The following is a 19,141-nucleotide window of genomic DNA, read 5'->3' as shown; positions in this document are numbered from 1 at the left end:
GGCACCCGCCCACTAGGCCGTGGGGGGGGGGGGGGGGGGGGGGGGGGCCCCCCCCCCGCCCGGGGGGGGGGGGGGGGGGCCGCCCCCCCCCCCCCCCCCCCCCGGGCGTACTGGGTAGGTGCCCGACCGCCTACGGCGACAGGGTCAGCGTGTCCTTGCCGGTCTTCTTGACGGCTTCCTCGCTGAACGCCCAGGGCAGCAGTTCGCCCTTGGCCCACTTGTCGGTCTGGTCGTAGTAGTGCGCGTCGTAGGCGTGCCCGGAGGCGCCGGTGAGGTTGATCCAGCGGGACTTGTCGAGGTCCGCGAGGTTGACGACCATCCGCATCGACGGGACCCAGGTGACCTTGTAGCCGCCGGCGGCGTTCCAGCCGGTGGCGTCGACCGCGGCCTCGCCGCCGCCGAGGTTCCACGGGCCGCGGTTGAACAGGCCCTGCAGGAAGCCGGGTCCGTCGGTGCCCAGGGTCTGGTTCTTCAGGAACATCTGGTGCAGCCGTCCCCAGCTCCAGTTGTCGATGTTCTTGCCGAGCTTGGAGGTCAGCTCGTAACGCGCGTCCTTCATGGCGTGCGCGAGCAGCTGGTCGCGGTTCTTGTCGCCGGGGTTCTGGGGCCGGTCCTCGGTCTTCCACCAGGCGTTCTGCGGGTCGTCGAGGATCTTGCGGACGACCTCGAACCAGCGGTCGCCGCCGTCCGGCTGCGCCGAGTCGGCGGCCCGCTCGCCGCATTCGCGGACGAGCTTGTCGAGGTCGTCGGCGGGGCCGGTGTCACTGGCCGGGCGGACGGTGAGGCACTGGCCGTCGACCCGCAGTTCCTTGGGCATCTTGTTGCCGAAGGCGAGCTTGAGGGTGTTGCGCCAGACGGCGTTGAAGTAGGCGGCGGCCGCGGAGTCGGGCTCCTGGGTGAAGTCCCAGCCCTCCAGCAGCTGCTGGGCCTGGCGGACGTACGGATCCTTGATGTCGATCTTCGTCAGGTAGGGCGTCAGCAGCCGGGCGATCTCGCTGCTGTTGTCCTTCTGGAAGGTCTGCATGTCGTCCGTGGAGACCTTGCCGCCGTCCTTGATCTTCGACTCGATGAGGTCGTTGATCCGCTGGCTGCGCGAGCCGTAGCCCCAGTCCTTGGTGAGCAGGTAGGGGTACTTGTCCTCGTCGATGACGGCCTGGTTGGCGGTGACGATGAAGCCGCGCTTGGGGTTGTACTCGTACGGCAGGGCCTTTTGCGGGATGTAGCCGGTCCACTTGTACTTCGGGTCCCAGCCGGGCGCCGGGTAGGTGCCGTTGACGCCCTTGGCGCGGGTGGGGATGCGGCCCGGAGCCTGGTAGCCGATGTTGCCCTTGGTGTCGGCGTAGATCAGGTTCTGGGACGGCACCTCGAAGTGCGCGGCGGCCTTGCGGAAACCGTTCCAGTCCTTGGCGCGGTTGAGTTCGAAGACGGCGTCCATGGACTTGCCGGGGTTGAGCGCGGTCCAGCGCAGCGAGACGGCGTAGCCGTCGCCGCGGTCCGGGGCGGCGTTGCGGACGGGTGCGTCCTTGCCGACGGTGGACAGTTCGTCGTCGCGGTCGGAGACGACCGGCCCGTTGTCCGTGGACCGTACGGTGATCTCCTGGCTCTCCCCGCCGGCGACCTTGATGGTCTCCTTGCGGGTGGCGAAGGGCCGTCGACGGCCGTCGTAGAGGTACCCGTCGGCGTTGATCTTCTCCAGGTAGAGGTCGGAGACGTCGGCGCCGAGGTTGGTCATGCCCCAGGAGACGTCCTGGTTGTGGCCGATGACGACGCCGGGCATTCCGGAGAAGGTGAAACCGGAGACGTCGTAGTTGCACTTGGGGCTTGTGGTGCGGCAGTGCAGGCCCATCTGGTACCAGAGCGAGGGCATCTGCGGCGCCAGGTGCGGGTCGTTGGCGAGCAGCGGTTTGCCGGTGGTGGTGTGCTCACCGGAGACGACCCAGGAGTTGGAGCCGATGCCGCTGCCGTTGGGGCCGAGCAGTGCCGGGACCTCGTCGAGGGTCTTGGACAGCGAGGAGAGCTGCGACTGGAGGCCGGTGGCGGCGTTGCCGATGCCCGCCGGGGTGCTGTTGGCCGAGCCCTTGGGGCGGAACTCCTTGGTGGCCGGGTCGACCGTGCCGCCGTCGACGATCGGCTTGTTCCGCCGGTACGGGTACTCCGGGTACAGCTGGTCGATCTGCTTCTGGTCGAAGCGGCTGGTCATCAGGGAGCGGTCTATCTCTTCCTGCATGTTGCCGCGCAGGTCCCAGGCCATGGCCTTGAGCCAGGCCACCGAGTCGACCGGCGTCCACTTCTGCGGCTTGTAGTCGTTGTCGAAGTCCAGCGCCGCGTACTCCAGGGAGAGCGCCGAGCCCTCGTGGTCCTTGAGGTAGGCGTTGACACCCGCGGAGTAGGCCTGGAGGTACTTCTTCGTGCTCGGCGAGAGCTTGGTGTCGTATTCCTTCTGCGCCACGTCGTGCCAGCCGAGGGTGCGCAGGAACGAGTCGGTCTTGACCTGGCCCTTGCCGAACATCTCCGAGAGCCGGCCGGACGTCATGTGCCGCCGTACGTCCATCTCCCAGAAGCGGTCCTGGGCCTGGACGAACCCCTGGGCGCGGAAGAGGTCCTCGTCGGTGTCGGCGTAGATCTGCGGGATGCCGTGGGCGTCGCGGGTCACGTCGACGGGGTTGGAGAGACCCGGAAGCTTGAGCGAGCCGGTGGTCTCCGGGTACGAGGCGCGGACGGTGGTGACGCCCCAGAACGCACCGAATCCGATGCCCGCCACGAGCAGGAGCACGACCGTGATCAGTACGAGACGGCCGCGCCGCCCCTTCTTCTTCTTCGGGGCGGGACCGGACTTGTTGGCGGGCATCTCTGTCCTTCGAGGGGCAGGGTGGGAGTGCTGGAGCAACCATAGGCGCACGGGTTCGGCGACCCCTACGCGGAGTCACCGCCAGCACATCCAACTTTCAAGCAATGGTAAATTGTTAGGGTCAGTAACTAGATACGGTAAGGAACACCCACCCCCGGCACTGTGCGAGGAAGGACCAGCTCCTGACTGTCGACCACCTCAACGAACTCCTGCTGCTCTGCTCGCTCGTACTGCTCATCGCGGTGGCCGCGGTACGGCTCTCCTCCCGCAGCGGGCTCCCCAGCCTGCTCATCTATCTGGGGATAGGCATTGCCATAGGGCAGGACGGCCTCGGCGGCGTCGTCTTCGACAACGCCGAACTGACCCAACTCCTCGGCTACACCGCCCTGGTCGTGATCCTCGCCGAGGGCGGCCTCGGCACCAAGTGGAAAGAGATCAAACCGGCCCTCCCACGGGCGGCGGTGCTCTCGACGCTCGGTGTCGCGGTGAGCGTGGGGGTCACCGCGGCCGGAGCGCACTATCTCGCCGGGCTCGAATGGCGTCAGGCCCTGCTGATCGGCGCCGTGGTCTCCTCGACGGATGCGGCGGCGGTCTTCTCCGTGCTGCGCAGTGTGCCGCTGCCCGCGCGCCTGACGGGTGTTCTGGAGGCCGAATCGGGCTTCAACGACGCCCCGGTGGTCATCCTCGTCGTCGCCTTCTCCACGGCGGGACCGGTCGACCACTGGTACCACCTCATAGGCGAGATCGCGCTGGAGCTGGCGATCGGCGCCGCCATCGGACTGGCCATCGGCTGGCTCGGCTCGTACGGCATGCGGCATGTGGCACTGCCCGCCTCCGGCCTCTACCCGATCGCCGTCATGGCCATCGCGGTGTCCGCGTACGCGGCGGGCGCGCTGGCGCACGGCTCCGGCTTCCTCGCCGTCTATCTGGCGGCCGTACTCCTCGGCAACGCCAAACTGCCGCACTCCGCGGCCACCCGCGGCTTCGCCGAAGGGCTCGGCTGGATCGGCCAGATCGGCATGTTCGTGCTGCTCGGCCTGCTGGTCACCCCGCACAACCTCCTCGACGACATCGTGCCCGCGCTCGTCATCGGCCTGATCCTGACGATCGTGGCCAGACCGACGTCGGTGTTCGTGAGCCTGCTGCCGTTCCGGGTGCCCTGGCGGGAGAAGACCCTGCTGTCGTGGGCGGGCCTGCGCGGTGCGGTGCCGATTGTGCTGGCCACCATCCCGATGGTGACCGATGTGCCCGGCAGCGAACGCGTCTTCAACATCGTCTTCGTGCTCGTCGTCGTCTACACCCTCATCCAGGGGCCGACGCTGCCCTGGCTGGCCAAGCGGCTGCACATCGGCGACGAGGAGGAGGCCGCCGACCTCGGCATCGAGTCGGCACCACTGGAACGGCTGCGCGGCCATCTGCTGTCCACCTCGATCGGCCCTGCGTCCCGGATGCACGGCGTCGAGGTCGGCGAACTGCGGATGCCGGCCGGCGCCGCCGTCACCCTCGTCGTCCGCGACGGCACGAGTTTCGTGCCCGCGCCCACGACGGTGCTGCGGCACGGCGACGAGCTGCTGGTCGTCGCCACCGACCCGGTGCGGGACGCGGCCGAGAAACGGCTGCAGGCGATCTCCCAGGGCGGCAAGCTGGCCGGCTGGCTGGGGACCGGCAGCGGAGCCGGCGGCGGGGCCGAGGGCCACGGGGCCGTGGCACGCCGCCCCGGCGCCCCGAAGGAACGCCGCCCCAAGCGGCACGGCTCCTCTTCCTGAACGACGCTTCCTGAACGACGCTTCCTGAACGACGCTATCGACCGGATCCCGCTGATCTCGCCGTTACCGCCGATACCGCCGATCGCGCTGGGCGGCTGCTCGGGAATGTGCTGCATCTCTCCACGGATCCCAAGGAAATCCGCGTGAAGCCCTGGTTAATCCCAGGGCTTCACGCGGTGCGACCTGTAGTATGAAGATGCAAAATCAACGAACCACCTCTGCCTGACGCAGAGCTGGCGCGACCGCTCAGCGGCCGCGGTCCCCTGCCACACGCAGCCGCCCTCCCCGGGTGCGGACCACGCGGTATCACTCGGTCATGCGCGAGAGGACAGCTCTCGGCGCGTTACCCGTGACGACCTCGCGGCGGCGCGCTACCAGGCAGCAGAAAGGCCCGGCCGTGGCATCCGCGGTCAAGGATTCCCGTCCCGGTTACGGACAACTGCTGCGCACCCCCGGTGCATGGACATTCCTGCTGCCCGGCTTTCTGGCCCGGCAGCCGTTCGCGATGCTGACGATCGGCATCGTGCTGCTCGTCGAATCGACCACCGGCTCGTACGGCATCGCCGGCACCGTCTCCGCGGCGACCGGCGTCTCCATGGCGCTGTTCGCCCCGCAGAGCGGCAAGCTCGCCGACCGGTTCGGCCAGCGCGCGGTGCTGCTCCCCGGCGTGCTCGTCCACGTCGCCGGCGTCGCGGCGCTGATCACCCTGGCTCTCGCGCACGCCCCGCTGTGGGCGCTGATCGCGGTGGCCGTCCCCACCGGCGCCTCGACCCCGCAGGTCGGCCCGATGGTGCGGGCCCGCTGGGCCTCCCGGCTCGGCGGCAGCCCGCTGATGCCGACGGCCGCCGCCTTCGAATCGGTCACCGACGAATTCACCTTCGTGGTCGGCCCCGTACTGGCCACCGCGCTGTGCACCGGCATCCACCCGGCCGCCGGCCTGATCGCCGAGGCGGTGCTGTCGCTGGCCGGCGGTCTGCTCTTCGCCTCGCAGCGGCGCAGCCAGCCGCCCGTCCACCGGGCGCAGGCCGGCGACGGGCCGCGCGTCTCGGCGCTGTCGGTGCCCGGCGTACGCGTCCTGATCGTCGCGTTCCTCGGCATCGGCGCCGTCTTCGGCGGCATGCAGGTCTCGCTGACGGCCTTCACCCAGGACATCGGGCAGCCCGGCATCAACGGCGTGCTCTACGGCGTCTTCGCCGCCGGCAACATGCTCGCGGGCGTCGCCTGCGGCGCCATCGCCTGGAAGGTCGGCCCGCGCCGCCGGCTGCTGGTCGCCTACGGGCTGCTGGCGCTGGCCACCACCCCGCTGTGGGCGGTGACGGCCGTACCGCTGCTGGGCGCCGTCGGCCTGGTCGTCGGCCTGTGCATCGCCCCGGCCCTGATCACCGGCTACACGCTTGTCGAGTCGCTGGTGCCGGCCACCGCCCGCACCGAGGCCTTCACCTGGCTGACCGGCGCGGTCGCGCTGGGCCAGGCCGCCGCGGCGACCGCCGCCGGCCAGCTGGCCGACCGGTTCGTGCCGAGCACCGGATTCCTGGTGCCGCTGGCCGGCACCGCGCTGGCGCTGACCGTGCTGCTGGCGCTCCGCGCCCATCTGCTGCCGCGCTCGACGACCCGGATCGTCGGCACCGGGGGCGACGGCACCGGGTCCGCCCAGGCCACGGAGCCCGCCGAGGACCGGGACGAGGCTGTCACCGAGCCCGCCGGCCTGGCCGCTGACCTGCGCGCCGGCTCCCCGGAACGGGGAGGGTACGAGGGCCTCTCCGAGCGTGGAGTCGGTCACCGTACGCCGGTCACAGTGGACTGACGGGCCGGAATACTGCACTATGGAGCGTCGTTAGCACTCATCGAGTGAGAGTGCCAGGAGGAAGTCAAGTGCCGACCTACCAGTACCAGTGCACCGCATGCGGCGAGGGCCTCGAGGCGGTGCAGAAGTTCACCGATGACGCGCTCACGGTGTGCCCCAGCTGCGACGGACGCCTCAAGAAGGTGTTCTCCGCGGTCGGCATCGTCTTCAAGGGCTCCGGGTTCTACCGCAACGACAGCCGCGGCTCGTCGTCCAGCAGCACCCCCGCGAAGACCGCCTCCCCGGCGAGCGGCTCCGACTCGTCGAGCTCCTCGTCCTCCTCGTCGAGCGGCGGCTCGGACAGCAAGTCGTCGAGCTCCTCGTCGAGCTCCTCGTCTTCGTCCTCGTCGACATCCGGCAGCACCTCGGGCTCCAAGAGCAGCAGCTCGGCCGCCTGACCCGCACTTCTTCGGACCCCGCCGTCATCGACGGCGGGGTCCGCCGCGTTTGCGCACCGCATCGGCGACCCGCCGTATGTGCCGCGCCGCGCCCCGATAGTGTGACCGGCATGGCTGACGCGGAGATTGGTGTTATCGGCGGTTCGGGGTTCTACTCCTTCCTCGACAACGTGACCGAGATCACGGTGGACACCCCCTACGGGCGCCCCAGCGACTCACTGTTCCTGGGCGAAATCGCCGGCCGCCAGGTCGCGTTCCTGCCCCGGCACGGCCGCGAGCACCACCTGCCGCCGCACCGGATCAACTACCGCGCCAACCTGTGGGCGCTGCGCTCCGTCGGCGTACGCCAGGTCCTCGGCCCGTGCGCCGTGGGCGGGCTGCGCCCCGAATACGGCCCCGGCACGCTCCTCGTACCGGACCAGCTGGTCGACCGCACCAAGGCCCGCGTCCAGACCTACTTCGACGGCGAGCCGCTGGCCGACGGCAGCATCCCCAACGTCGTCCACCTGACCTTCGCCGACCCGTACTGCCCCGTCGGCCGCGAGGCCGCTCTGGCCGCGGCCCGCGGCCGCGGCTGGGAGGCAGTGGACGGCGGCACCCTCGTCGTCATCGAGGGCCCCCGCTTCTCGACCCGCGCGGAGTCGCGCTGGCACGCCGCACAGGGCTGGTCCGTGGTCGGCATGACCGGCCACCCCGAGGCCGTACTGGCCCGCGAACTGGGCCTGTGCTACTCCTCGTTGACGCTGGTCACCGACCTGGACGCGGGCACCGAGACCGGCGACGGCGTCTCCCACGAAGAGGTCCTGCGGGTCTTCGGCGAGAACGTCGGCCGGCTGCGCGAGGTCCTCTTCGACGCGGTCGCCGCCCTCCCCGACAACGCCGCCCGCAGCTGCCTGTGCCCACGCGCACACGACGGCTGGGACCTGGGCATCGAACTGCCGTAAGGGAGCGGGCGGGTACGGGCGCCCGGCACGGGAGCAGGCCACGGAAGCGGGATGCGGGATCCGGGATGCGGGATCCGGGATCCGGGATGCAGGATGCGGGATGCGGGATGCGGGATGCGGGATGCGGGGCAGCCTGAGGCGGGCCGGCCGCCCTCTCGCTACGTGGCGGCTTCCCTCTGACCCTGACGGGTGACCGAGTTGTCCACAAGCGCGGGGTTGTCCACAGCCAGGAGCGGGCCGCGACGGATTCGGGCACGGTGGTGATCGCCGGGTCCCAACTCCTCGCCACAGGTGGTGATCACCATGCCTCACCCCACCCTCGCGCCCACGCCGCCCCACCCACCCCTCCCACCGCCACCTTCGTGTGAAGTGCCCCACTTCGCGCCGGTTCGGGCCGGAGGGGGAAAGCCCTTCCGGCGGCGTACGACGCGACGGCAGCTGCTGGCCGCCTGCCTGGCCATGACCGCCGCAGCGCTGGTCACCGGGGTTTCCCTGGGCGGGCCGGGGCCGGCCCGGACGCCCGGCTGCCCGGCGCCCGCGGTCTCCGGAGGGCGATAGCAATGCCCCAAGATCGAGTGGCTTATCCACTCATCACACGCAAAACTTCTCCGAGTGGCAGGGCATCCGCCGCACGCGTCAGGGGCCACCAGGCCCGCACCGCCGGCACCGCCACACCGGTCCCCGCACCGGCACCGGACCCGCTTCCGAGCGTTCCGGCCCGCACGGCCCGAGCGATCCCCCCGACCCGTTCGGTCCGTCCGATCCGCATGATCCACCCGCCCTGTGCGGTGGTTCCGACCCACCGGGGCCGTCCGGTCCTGCCGACCGCCCGGCCCATCCGCACTGACGCGCCAGCCGATAGCTGGTTCGAGTGGCGCGATTGGACATCTCTGCCCTGCCCTGACGTAAATTTCGGTGCTGATTGTTGGAGCACCGTCCGTTGTGAGCGTGGAAAGAGGCTTTCAGGTGAGCGAGAACAAGGGCGTCCTTCAGGGATTCAAGGAATTCCTGATGCGCGGCAACGTCATCGAACTCGCGGTCGCTGTCGTCGTCGGTGCAGCCTTCACGAACATCGTCAATGCCGTGGTCAAGGGCGTAATCAACCCGATCATTGGCGCGCTCGGCTCGCAGAACCTGGACAACTACAAGTCCTGCCTCAGCGCCAGCTGCACCGTGGACCCGAAGACGGGCGATGTCACCGACGGCATCTACATCCTGTGGGGCTCGGTGCTCAGCTCGGCCCTGACGTTCGTGATCACCGCCGCGGTCGTCTACTTCCTCATGATCCTTCCGATGAACAAGTGGAAGGCACGCCAGGACGCCCGGAAGCCCGTCGACGAGACGCCGGTCGACCCGACCGAGATCGAGCTGCTCGCCGAGATCCGCGACGCCCTGGTCTCGCAGCGCAACGGCTCCTCCTCCGCCCCGGTGGGCGGCGTGGGCACGGTCATCACGCAGAAGACGCAGGAGTAGCAGGCGCTCCGGCCGCTGTCAGCCGCCCCCTCGCCTCGCTCAGAGGTGGTGGGGCGGCTTTTCGTCGAGGAAGCGCGCGAGATCGGCCGCGCGGTCGGCGGCGGAGTGGGTGGGCCGCTCGCCCCAGCCCCGGTCGGTGTCGTCGGAGGACTGCCGGCTCAGCGGATCATCGAAGATCAACGCGGCCCGCCGCGAAGCGGCCGTACGGGCGGGAGGCGCGGGGGCGGTAGGCGTGGGATCGGTAAGCGTGGGGTCGATAGGCGTGGGGTCGGTAGGCGTGGGTGCGCCGGGAGCGGCATTGCCTGCCTGGGCCTCGTCGGGCTCAGGGGCCGACAAGCTCTCGGTGGCGTCGGCGTCGGCCGCCTGCTCGGCCGGGCCGGGCTGCGGGGGCTGCTCCGCCCGCGCTGCCTGCGCTGCCTGAGCTGTTGCCTGCTCGGCAGCAGGAGCCTGTGCGGGCTTGGGCGTCGACGCGGGCTCGGGCGCGGACTCGGGCGCGAACTCGGGCGCGGACTCGGGCGCGGACTCGGGCGCGAACTCGGGCGCGGACTCGGGCGCGGACTCGGGCGCGAACTCGGGCGCGAACTCGGGCGCGAACTCGGGCGCGAACTCGGGCGCGAACTCGGGCGCGAACTCGGGCGCGGACTCGGGCGCAGGTGCCTTCTCGGGCTCGGATGCCGGTGCGGGTTCGGGGGCGGTGCTCACCCCTTCAGGGTACGGCGCACGGGCCGGCCCCTGAGCGGCCCTTTCAGCGGCGGCCTCTCCTGGGCAGCTGCCTCGCCATGGCCGGAGGCAAAGGCCGGGGCGGTGGCCCGGGGCGGGGCCCGGGGGCGGGGGCCGGGGCGGTGGCGAAGCCGGAGCGGGGTGCGGGGGCAAGGCCCGGGTGGGGCACGGCCGGGCAAAGACCAGGGCCGGGGCCAGGGCCAGGCCCGGGGCCAGGACCAGGGCCAGGCTCGGGCCGGGGCCAGGGCCCTGGCCAGGGACAGGCTCGGGGCCGGGACGGGCTCGCGGCAGGGCGGGGGTGGGGTGGGGTGGGGGCGGAGGTGGGGGCGGGGCGGGGCAAGGGCAGGGACCGGAGACAGGGCCTGAACGCGGTCAGCCGCCGCGGCATCGTCCCCCTGCTCGGCGAGCTGATCCGGGAGCGCTCCGGGATGGGCCTGCTGCTGATCACCCACGACTTGGACAGGGCGGCGGCGCCGGCGGACCGTATCGCGGTCCTGGATGGCGGGGCGGTCATCGAGACGGGCCCGGCCGGGCGGGTGCTGTCCGCGCCGGAGCAGCCCTTCACCGCCGAACTGGTGGCGGCCCGGTGGCCCGGCGCGGCGGAACGCCTGCAGCCTGCGGGGCGGCGGGAGTGAGGGCCGGACCGCTGGCGGGCGGGGCCGGCAGTGCGGTGCGCGGGAGGGGCGGGGCGGGCCGGTGGGCCGGTCGGCCGGTCGGCCGGATGCAGCGGGCCGGGAGGGCGAAGAGGGGTCGGGTGGAGCGGCGGCGTCGGGTAGGGCAGCGAGGCCGGGTGGAGCAGCGAGGCCGGGTGGAGCGGCGGCGTCGAGTGGAGCGCCGGCGTCAGGTGGAGCGGCGGACCCCGCGTGGAGCAGCAAGGCCGGGGTGGAGCGGCGGCGTCGAGTGGAGCGCCGGCGTCAGGTGGAGCGGCGGACCCCGCGTGGAGCAGCAAGGCCGGGTGGAGCGGCGGCGTCGGGTGGGTCAGCGGACTCCGCGTGGGACAGCGAGGCCGGGTGGAGCGGCGGCGTCGGGTGGGTCAGCGGACTCCGCGTGGGTCAGCAGGGCTTGGTGGACCTGTGGGATTAGATGGACCTGTGAGGCTAGACAGATCTGCGGGGCTGGACGGTCGTACGGGGCTGGACGGGCCTGCGGAGCCTGCGGGGCTCACAGCTCGCCGAGTGCCTCGTGCCACCAGCGGTCCCGGCCCGGGGTCCAGGACACCGGGCGCGCACACCGGTTGACCACCAGGACCGTACGGTCCTGTCCGCCCCCTGGGCCCGCTCCGCGCGCCAGCGCATGGTCGAGCAGCGCCTTCACCGGGCGTATCGCCCCGTCCCAGAACGCCGCGTCCGCGGTGATCAGCACCCGTGCCTCCGACTCCCGTATTCGCGCGACGAGTTCGGGTACGGTCAGCGAGACCGGCAGGGTGCTGCGCATCGCGTCGATCCGTCCGCAGGCGAGCGTCGCGATCACCGATTCGGGCACCAGCGGCAGATGCACCGCGACCCGGTCGCCGGCCCGCACGCCCAGCCGGGTCAGCGCCGCGGCGGCCCGTTCGGCCTGATCGAGGAGCGTGCCGTGCGTCAGCTCCTCCTTCCGCCCCGGTTCCCCGGACCAGGTGAGGGCGATCCGCGACTCCGGCGGCGACCCTTGCCCCTCACGGACGTCATCTGCATGCTCTGAGCTCACACGGCGCAACATGCGGTCCAGCCTGATGATCACCGATCAACGATCGCTGAACGTCCGATGTACGCGGCCGACGCCCGGCCTTCCCGCCGCCGTCCCCGCCGCCTGCTGCGCCCCTGCGGGGCCGTTCCGCTCTCCCGGACCGTACCGCTCTCGTGGGCCGTACCGCTCTCGTGGGCCATGGGCCTTTCTGCCCGTCTCCGGCCCGTCCAATCCCCCACCGGCAGGCATTCAGGAACCCATGTGAAGGGAGAAGGGCACACCCATGTCCGAAGCGGCACCGTCCGAAGCGGCATTCCCCGAAGCGGCACGCCCCCAAGCGGCATCACCCGGCGCCGCCCCGCACGCGCACCCGCACCCGCACGCCCGTTGGGCACTGGCGGCCGTCGCCACCGGTGCCTTCTGCGTCCAGTTGGACTCCTTCGCGCTGAACCTCGCGCTGCCCGTCATCCGCGACGACCTGGGCGGGCCGGCGACCGCCGTGCCGTGGGTCATCAGCGGCTACCTCCTCGCCGCCGGCTCACTGATGCCGCTCGCCGGACGGCTGGGCGACCTGTACGGCCGGCGCCGGATGCTGATCCTCGGCCTGGCGCTGTTCGGGCTGGCCTCCGCGCTGTGCGCGCTCGCCCCGGCCCTGTCGTTCCTGGTGGCGGCCCGGGTGCTGCAGGGCGCGGGCGGCGCGCTGATCATGCCCGCCGGACTGGCCCTGCTGACGCACGCCTACCCGGCGGGGCGCGCCGGCCGGCCGACCGGCCGGGCACTGGGCCTGGCCGGACTGGCCACCGTCTGCGGGCCGTTCCTCGGTGGCGCGCTCGCCCGGACGGGCTCCTGGCGCGCGGTCTTCTGGACGGCGGTACCGCTCGCCGTGGCGGCCGCGCTGTGCGCCCGCCGGGCACCCGCGTCGCGTGCTCCGGCCGCCGGCCGCCCGCTCGACGTCGGCGGCGCGGCCGCCGCGACGGGCGCCGTGGCCTGCCTGGCCCTCTCCTTGGAGCGCGGCACGTCCTGGGGCCAGACGGCGGGCGCGGCGCTGGGGGCCGCGGTGCTGGGGGCCGCGGTGTCCGTACGGGCCCGGGTGCGCGCCCCGTTGGTGCACCCCGGCCTATTGCGCAACCGCCTCTATCTGGCGCTGACCGCCGCAGGTGCGGTCGCCAACTCCGCGACCGTGGCGCTGCTGTACGTCGTCCCGCTGACGCTCCAACAGGCCCAGGGCCGGTCGCCCCTCGCGGCCGGGGTGGCCTTCGCCGCCCCGGCCGCCGTACTGGCCGCCGGCGGTCCGCTCGCCGGCCGGGTCCGCGCCACGTCGGCGGTGCCGGTGATGGCGCTCTGCCTGGGTGCGGCGGCAGCCAGCCTGTGGTTCGCCGGGTCCGCCGGGTCCACGCCCGCGCTGATCGCGGCCTCGACGGGCGCCGCGGCGGCGCTGGGCACGGCGGGCGCCCTGGCGCTCACCGGCACGCAGGCCGCCGTATCCCCCGAACTCACGGGTGAGGCTTCGGGGGTGACGAAGTCCGTGCTGACCGTCACGGCGGGCCTCGGTCTCACCCTCACGGAGGCCGGGGCAGGGGCCCGTGCGGGGGCCGGTGCGGGGGCCGGGCGCTCGCCGTCGTTGCTGCTGCCCGCGGTGGTGTGCCTGGGCGCGGCGGTCTGCCTGGGCGCGGCTCTCGTGCCGGTCGCCGTAGGAGGGCTACGCCGGCCGCGCCCGCCCCGCCGACGGCCCGCTCCCCCGAAATAGTCCCGGAACCGGCCCTTCCCCTCCCCTCGCCCCCTCACCTCACCCGACTCCGGCCGCCGCCTCCGCCGCCGCTCGGTACCCGTCCGCGACATCGCGTACGTCGGCGAACCCGCGGGCCTCCAGCAGGGCCGCCGCGATCACCGACCGGTTGCCGCTGCGGCAGTAGAGGACCACGGGGCGCTCCGGGTCCAGTTCCCCGATGCGGTCGCGGAGGGTGGCCAGGGGGATGTTGCGGGCGCCGGCCAGGGCGCCCGCGTCGTATTCGGCCGGGTTGCGTACGTCGACCAACTGCCCTTCCGCAGAGGCGATGTCGCGCATCCGCAGCCGGCGGCTGCGGGAGATCGGTGCGGGCTCGCGGGCCAGTGCGGTGAGCGGGTCGTGGAGGTGGCCGAGCACCCGGTCGTAGCCGATGCGGGCGAGGCGGAGGCGGGCCTCGGACTCGGTGCCCGGGTCGGCGATCAGCACGATGGGCGTGCCCGGGGGCACCACGCTGCCCGCGTACTCCGCGAACCGGGTGTCCAGTCCGGCGTGCAGGGAGCCGGTGAGATGGGCGGTGGTGTACGCGGCCAAGGGGCGGCAGTCGAGGAGGGCCGCGCCGTACCGGCTGCGGGCCGACAGCGCCTCGTCGAGGGTCAGCGCGGGCGGCGGCGCGGCTTCCAGGAGGGGGTGGCCGTCGCGGTTGAGGGCGGCGTCGTGCGCGAAGTAGCCGGGGGCGGCGGGCTGCCCGGCGGTGACCAGGCGGACGAAGTCGGCCTCCGGCATGGGCTGCAGGGCGTAGTTGAGGCGTCGCTGGTCACCGATGGTGGAGCTGGTCTCGGTGGAGAGGTTGCGGCCGCAGGCGGAGCCGGCGCCGTGTGCGGGAAAGACCCGGGTCGCGTCCGGGAGGGTCAGCAGTTTGGTGTGCAGGGAGCGGTACAGCCGGGAGGCCATGTCCTGCGGGGTGTGCCCGGAGGCGGAGAGCAGGTCCGGGCGGCCGACGTCACCGACGAAGAGGGTGTCGCCGGTGAGTACGCCGAACGGCTCGGTGGCGTCGGGCTGTTCGCTGACCACCAGGCAGACGGATTCCGGGGTGTGCCCGGGGGTGGCGAGGACGGTGAGGGTGACGCCGCTCGTCCCGTCGCCCAGGCAGATGCGCTCGCCGTCGCGTAACCGCCGTATGGGGAAGCCGGTTTCGGCGGCCTCGCCGAAGGCGATGGTGGCGCCCGTCGCGTCGGCGAATTCGAGATGGCCGGAGAGGAAGTCGGCGTGAATGTGCGTCTCGATGACGAGTTCGATGCGCAGTCCGGCCGCTTCCGCGTCGCCCAGATACTCGTCGATGTCGCGCCGCGGGTCGATGAGGACGGCGCGTCCGGTGGTCTCGTCGCCGATCAGATACGACGCCTGGGAAAGGCAGTCCAGGTAGTACTGCGCGAAGTGCACGGTCGGCCTCCAGAGGTGCGCGCGGCCCCGTCCGGCGGCACTCGGTCCGCGCGGGCGGGGTGCGTTGTGCGGATGCACGGATGTACGTACATTAAGGAGCCGGTTGGCCGGCGACAAGCCCGGGGCCGGTCGACAGCCCTGCCCGATGTCCGTACGCCCGCGGAGGTTTCGACCATGACGACCGAGTCGCCGGACGGCGCTCACCGGCCGCGTCCCCTGGACCGCCGCTCGCCGCTGCCCCTGTGGGCCCAGCTCTCCGCCGATCTGCGCCGCCGGATGGAAGCCGGGGCCTTCGCCGAGGAGTTCCCCGCCGAGCACCGGCTCACCGGCGAGTACGAGGTCAGCCGGCACACCGTCCGCGAGGCGCTGCGCAAGCTGCGCGCCGACGGCCTGGTGATCGCCGAACGCGGCCGGGCCAGCCGGCTGGACACCCGCCGCATACAGCAGCCGCTCGGCTCGCTCTACAGCCTGTTCCGCGAGTTGGAGGGCCAGGGCGTGGAGCAGCGCAGCGAGGTGCTGCGGCTGGAGCGGACGGCCGACGCGACGATCGCGGCCCACCTGGGCCTGATCCCGGACGCTCCGCTGGTGGTGCTGGAGCGGCTGCGGCTGGCGGACGGCGAACCCCTCGCGCACGACACCGCGTATCTCCCCGCCGAGATCGCCGAGCCGCTGCTGGACGCCGACTTCGGGCACACCTCGCTCTACGGCGAGCTGTCCGGGCGCTGCGGGGTGAAGGTCACCGGCGGCCGGGAGCGCATCCAGCCGTTCCTGCCGGACGTCCGGCAGGCGTGGCTGCTCGGGCTGGCGGACCGGCAGCCCGCGTTCGCCATCGAGCGGCTGGGGCGGGCCGGGGAGCGGCCGGTGGAGTGGCGCGAGACGGTGGTGCGCGGCGACCGGTTCACGTTCGTCGCCGAGTGGTCCGACGACAGCCGGGCCGTCGCTCTCGCGCCGCGGGCGTCGTGTCCCTCGTCATAGCCGCGGCGGCCCTGCCGTGCGGGTTACTGATCGGCCTGCTGCTGGGGGCACTCGGCGGCGGCGGTTCCCTTCTCGCCGTCCCGGCGCTGGTCTATCTGCTCGGGCAGTCGCCCCACGAGGCGACCGCGGGCGCGCTGGTGGTGGTCGCGGTGGGCGCCGTGACCGGCCTGGCCTGCCACGCCCGCGCCGGACGGATCCGCTGGGCGGCCGGCGCGGCCTTCGGCACGCTGGGCACCGCCGGCACCTTCCTCGGCTCCCGGTGGAGCGCCACCATCGGCCCGACCGTCCTGATGACGGCGTTCGCCGGTCTGATGCTCACGGTGGCGGCGGCCCTGCTGATACGGATCCCCCGCGAACGCGGCGCGCAGGCCGACCCCCTTCCTCTGGGGGACCTGGCCCGTCCGCAGGCCCCCGCCGGCGGGCAGCGGCCCACCCGTTCCCTCCGCCCCCTCCGCGTCGCCGCGACCGCCTCCGCCGTCGGCCTGCTGACCGGCTTCTTCGGTGTCGGCGGCGGCTTCGTCGTCGTGCCGGCCCTGACGCTGGTGCTGGGCCTGGAGATGCCGGTCGCCATCGGCACCTCGCTGCTGGTCATCCTCATCAACTCCGCCACGGCACTCGCCACCAGGGCCGGTACCGGCCCGCTGGACTGGCCGCTGCTGACCGGCTTCGCGGCCTGCGCCGCCCTCGGCAGCTACCTCGGCAACCGCCTCACCACCCGCCTGGCGCCGCAGACCCTGACCACGGCCTTCGCCTCGCTGGTCACCCTCCTCGCCGTCACCATGGCGGCCGCCGCCATCCCGCGCCTCTGACCCCGCACCCATCCCGATCGCCGTCCCCTCAGGAGGAGTCCCCATGCCGCCCGCAGCCCTCACCCCGCCCCACCACCATGTCGTCATCGTCGGGGGCGGTACGGCCGGCATCACGGTCGCCGCCCGGTTACGCCGCGCCGGGGTCCGCGACATCACCTTGCTGGAGCCGTCCGAGACGCACTGGTACCAGCCGCTGTGGACGCTGGTCGGCGGCGGGCAGGCCCCGCTGCGCGCCGCGCTGCGTACCGAGGCGGACGTGATGCCGCCCGGCGTCCGCTGGCTGCGCGAGCGCGCCGCCGCCGTCGACCCGGCTGCCCGTACGGTGACCACCGCGTCCGGCCGGGTGCTCTCCTACGGGCGGCTGGTCCTCGCGCCGGGGCTCCAGCTCGACTGGGACGGCGTGCCCGGCCTGGCCGCGGCCCTCGGCCACGACGGCGTGACCAGCAACTACCGGCCCGATCTCGCCCCGCACACCTGGGAGTTGATTCGCCGGATGCGGCGCGGCACGGCCGTCTTCACGATGCCGTCGGGGCCGGTCAAGTGCGGCGGCGCCCCGCAGAAGATCGCGTATCTGGCGGCCGACCACTGGCGCAAGCGCGGTGTGCTGGACGCGATCCGCATCATCCTGGTGATCCCCGAACCGGCGATGTTCAAGGTCCCGGTGTTCTCCCAGGCGCTGGAGGAGACCGCCCGGCGCTACGGCATCGAGGTGCGCCTGCGGTCGGAGATGACCGCGCTCGACGGCGCGAAGCGCACGGCGGTGATCACCGACCACGCCACCGGCACGGACGAGACGGTGTCCTACGACCTGCTGCACGCCGTACCGCCGCAGCGCGCCCCCGAGTGGCTCGCCGGCGGCCCGCTGGCCGACCCCGGCTCCCCCTACGGGTACGTCAGGGCCGACCGCGAAACCCTCCAACACCCCAACTTCCCGCAGATCTTCGCGCTCGGCGACGTCGCCAGCCTCCCCACGTCCAAGACGGGGGCGGCGATCCGCAAACAGGCGCCGGTCGTGGTCGCCAACCTCCTCGCCGGACTCCGCGGCCGGCCCGCCACCGCCCGCTACGACGGCTACACCTCCTGCCCGCTGGTCACCGCCCGGCACAAGATGCTGCTCGCCGAGTTCGACTACGACCTGCGGCCCACCCCGTCGATCCCGCTCATCGACACCACCCGCGAGCGCACCGACATGTGGTTCCTCAAGCGCTACGGCCTCCCGCAGCTCTACTTCCAGGGAATGCTCAAGGGCCGGGCCTGAAGCTCCCGTTGACCGGCCCTGGTGGCCGGCCCCGGCGGACGGCAGCCGTCCGCCGGGGCCTGCCACCGCCCGGTCACTCCCCGGCGAGCACGTCCGCCACCACGCAACTCACGTTGTCCGGTGCCCCGGCCCGGCGCGCCGGCGCCACCAGCCGCGCCACCGCCTCCTCGGGCCCGGCGGCCGCGGTCAGCACCTCCCGGATCGCCGCGGCCGCCACCACCCCGGACAGCCCGTCCGTGCACAGCAGGTACCGCTCACCGGGCCGCGCCTGGAGCAGTTGGAGATCGGGCGCGAACTCCGGGCCGCCGCCGAGGGTGCGCAGCAGCAGCGCACGCTGCGGATGCGACGGCACCTCCTCCGGGGTGAGCCGCCCCTCGTCGATCAGCGACTGGACCACGCTGTGGTCCTGGGTGATCCGGAACAGCCCCGAGTCCCGCAGCACATACGCCCGCGAATCCCCGATGTGCAGCAACGCCAGCCCCGCGCCGTACCGCAGCAGCGCGGTGAGCGTGCTGCCGGTGCCGTCGTCCGTACCCCCGTCCGGGCCGTCGCCCGCGGCGGCCGCCGCACGGTGGGCCCGGCGCCCCGCCTCCTCCAGTGCGGCCACCGGGTCGCCCCACGCCTCGTCGGCCGGTTCCGCCTGCCTGCCGGGCATCGGGCTCTCCAGGACCGCCAGCTCCGCGATCGCGGCGGTGGCGGCCGCACCGCCGCCCGCGCCGTGCCCGTCGGCCACGGCCAGCAGCCGCGTCCCCGCGTACACCGCGTCCTGGTTGACGGGCCGGACCAGCCCCCGGTCGCTCAGTGCGGCGCTGCGCATCAGCAACGAACTGTTCGTCATCACCGTGTCCTTCCTGATCAACTGATCGACGAGGAAGGCGGCCAGGTCCCGGCGTGCCGCGGTGTCGGATTCGACCTGCTCCCAGTACGCGGCGACCGCTGCGGCCGCCGCTCCCGGGTCCAGCTCGCCCACCTCGCGGATGCGGGCCAGCGGCATCCCGAGCCGGCGCAGCCAGGCGACGAGCCGGGCCCGCTCCAACTGGGCCGGTGCGTAGCGCCGGTAGCCGTTGAACGGGTCGACGCGGGCCGGTGTCAGCAGCCCGAGTTCGTCGTAGAGACGCAGTGCCTTCGGCGACAGCCGCGCGGCGCGCGCGAACTCCCCGATGGTCAGCAGCCCGGCGTCCATTTGTCCGCCCTCCTCGTACCGGGCGGGGCGCCCGGTGCGCCCGATGCTGGAGCTTGCCCCAAGGACAAGGTCAAGCACCGCAGGGAGGGCCGC

General features: G+C 72.9%; 16 protein-coding genes. 11 read left to right on the top strand and 5 right to left on the bottom strand.

The genetic code is table 11. The features are described from left to right. Positions 1-130: 130 nt before the first annotated feature. A complete protein-coding gene (locus tag ACIRQ7_RS26300; protein WP_404265156.1) occupies positions 131-2,848 on the bottom strand; it encodes a penicillin acylase family protein in 2,718 nt (905 codons plus the stop codon). Positions 2,849-3,030: 182 nt separating this feature from the next. Between ACIRQ7_RS26300 and ACIRQ7_RS26295 the strand changes: the two genes are divergently transcribed. From ACIRQ7_RS26295 to mscL, 6 genes are all read left to right on the top strand, one after another. Next, entirely contained in the window at positions 3,031-4,614 is a 1,584-nt protein-coding gene (locus ACIRQ7_RS26295) for a potassium/proton antiporter (RefSeq protein WP_404265295.1), read from the top strand. A 397-nt stretch (positions 4,615-5,011) separates the two neighbouring features. Beyond that, the gene (locus ACIRQ7_RS26290; protein WP_404265155.1) at positions 5,012-6,418 is read left to right on the top strand and encodes an MFS transporter; all 1,407 of its coding nucleotides are present in this window, start codon (positions 5,012-5,014) and stop codon (positions 6,416-6,418) included. A 68-nt stretch (positions 6,419-6,486) separates the two neighbouring features. After that, positions 6,487-6,855 carry an FmdB family zinc ribbon protein gene (locus ACIRQ7_RS26285; protein WP_404265154.1) on the top strand — a complete coding sequence of 123 codons (369 nt, stop codon included), beginning with the start codon at positions 6,487-6,489 and terminating at the stop codon, positions 6,853-6,855. A gap of 110 nt (positions 6,856-6,965) precedes the next feature. Beyond that, a complete protein-coding gene (locus ACIRQ7_RS26280; RefSeq protein WP_404265153.1) occupies positions 6,966-7,799 on the top strand; it encodes an S-methyl-5'-thioadenosine phosphorylase in 834 nt (277 codons plus the stop codon). Positions 7,800-8,102: 303 nt separating this feature from the next. Next, entirely contained in the window at positions 8,103-8,357 is a 255-nt protein-coding gene (locus tag ACIRQ7_RS26275; RefSeq protein WP_404265152.1) for a twin-arginine translocation signal domain-containing protein, read from the top strand. 408 nt (positions 8,358-8,765) lie between these two features. After that, positions 8,766-9,272 (top strand): large conductance mechanosensitive channel protein MscL, encoded by a 507-nt coding sequence (gene mscL / locus ACIRQ7_RS26270; RefSeq protein ID WP_404265151.1) that lies wholly within the window; start codon positions 8,766-8,768, stop codon positions 9,270-9,272. Between the two features lie 39 nt (positions 9,273-9,311). On the opposite strand, the gene ACIRQ7_RS26265 is transcribed toward mscL, so the two are convergent. Then, positions 9,312-9,974, bottom strand: a complete 663-nt coding sequence (locus tag ACIRQ7_RS26265) for a hypothetical protein (protein WP_404265150.1) — start codon at positions 9,972-9,974, stop codon at positions 9,312-9,314. Positions 9,975-10,300: 326 nt separating this feature from the next. Between ACIRQ7_RS26265 and ACIRQ7_RS26260 the strand changes: the two genes are divergently transcribed. Beyond that, on the top strand, positions 10,301-10,627 hold the full coding sequence (locus tag ACIRQ7_RS26260; RefSeq protein WP_404265149.1) for a hypothetical protein: 327 nt from the start codon (positions 10,301-10,303) through the stop codon (positions 10,625-10,627). Between the two features lie 526 nt (positions 10,628-11,153). Here the strand turns inward: ACIRQ7_RS26260 and ACIRQ7_RS26255 are convergent. Next, positions 11,154-11,678 carry an AMP-binding protein gene (locus ACIRQ7_RS26255; protein ID WP_401472679.1) on the bottom strand — a complete coding sequence of 175 codons (525 nt, stop codon included), beginning with the start codon at positions 11,676-11,678 and terminating at the stop codon, positions 11,154-11,156. Positions 11,679-11,940: 262 nt separating this feature from the next. On the opposite strand from ACIRQ7_RS26255, the gene ACIRQ7_RS26250 reads away from it, so the two are divergent. Then, the gene (locus ACIRQ7_RS26250; protein ID WP_404265148.1) at positions 11,941-13,404 is read left to right on the top strand and encodes an MFS transporter; all 1,464 of its coding nucleotides are present in this window, start codon (positions 11,941-11,943) and stop codon (positions 13,402-13,404) included. Positions 13,405-13,443: 39 nt separating this feature from the next. Here ACIRQ7_RS26250 and ACIRQ7_RS26245 read toward each other — a convergent pair whose 3' ends face one another. Further along, positions 13,444-14,823 carry a rhodanese-like domain-containing protein gene (locus ACIRQ7_RS26245; RefSeq protein ID WP_404265147.1) on the bottom strand — a complete coding sequence of 460 codons (1,380 nt, stop codon included), beginning with the start codon at positions 14,821-14,823 and terminating at the stop codon, positions 13,444-13,446. A gap of 174 nt (positions 14,824-14,997) precedes the next feature. Between ACIRQ7_RS26245 and ACIRQ7_RS26240 the strand changes: the two genes are divergently transcribed. From ACIRQ7_RS26240 to ACIRQ7_RS26230, 3 genes are read left to right on the top strand one after another with little or no spacing between them, the layout of a single operon-like run. Further along, positions 14,998-15,798, top strand: coding sequence for a GntR family transcriptional regulator (locus ACIRQ7_RS26240; RefSeq protein ID WP_404265146.1), 801 nt, complete (start codon positions 14,998-15,000; stop codon positions 15,796-15,798). Next, the gene (locus ACIRQ7_RS26235; protein ID WP_404265145.1) at positions 15,783-16,607 is read left to right on the top strand and encodes a sulfite exporter TauE/SafE family protein; all 825 of its coding nucleotides are present in this window, start codon (positions 15,783-15,785) and stop codon (positions 16,605-16,607) included. Before ACIRQ7_RS26240 ends, ACIRQ7_RS26235 begins: the two co-directional genes overlap by 16 nt. Positions 16,608-16,650: 43 nt before the next feature. Beyond that, the gene (locus ACIRQ7_RS26230) at positions 16,651-17,865 is read left to right on the top strand and encodes an FAD-dependent oxidoreductase (protein ID WP_404265144.1); all 1,215 of its coding nucleotides are present in this window, start codon (positions 16,651-16,653) and stop codon (positions 17,863-17,865) included. 73 nt (positions 17,866-17,938) lie between these two features. On the opposite strand, the gene ACIRQ7_RS26225 is transcribed toward ACIRQ7_RS26230, so the two are convergent. Next, complete coding sequence (locus ACIRQ7_RS26225; protein ID WP_404265143.1) at positions 17,939-19,048, bottom strand: MerR family transcriptional regulator; 1,110 nt, start codon at positions 19,046-19,048, stop codon at positions 17,939-17,941. Between the last annotated feature and the right edge of the window lie 93 nt (positions 19,049-19,141).

The organism is Streptomyces sp. NPDC101393, from assembly GCF_044767385.1.
Lineage (GTDB): Bacteria > Actinomycetota > Actinomycetes > Streptomycetales > Streptomycetaceae > Streptomyces.
The sequence above is the reverse complement of the archived record's forward strand: the minus strand, read 5'-3'. Positions and strand labels throughout refer to the sequence as shown.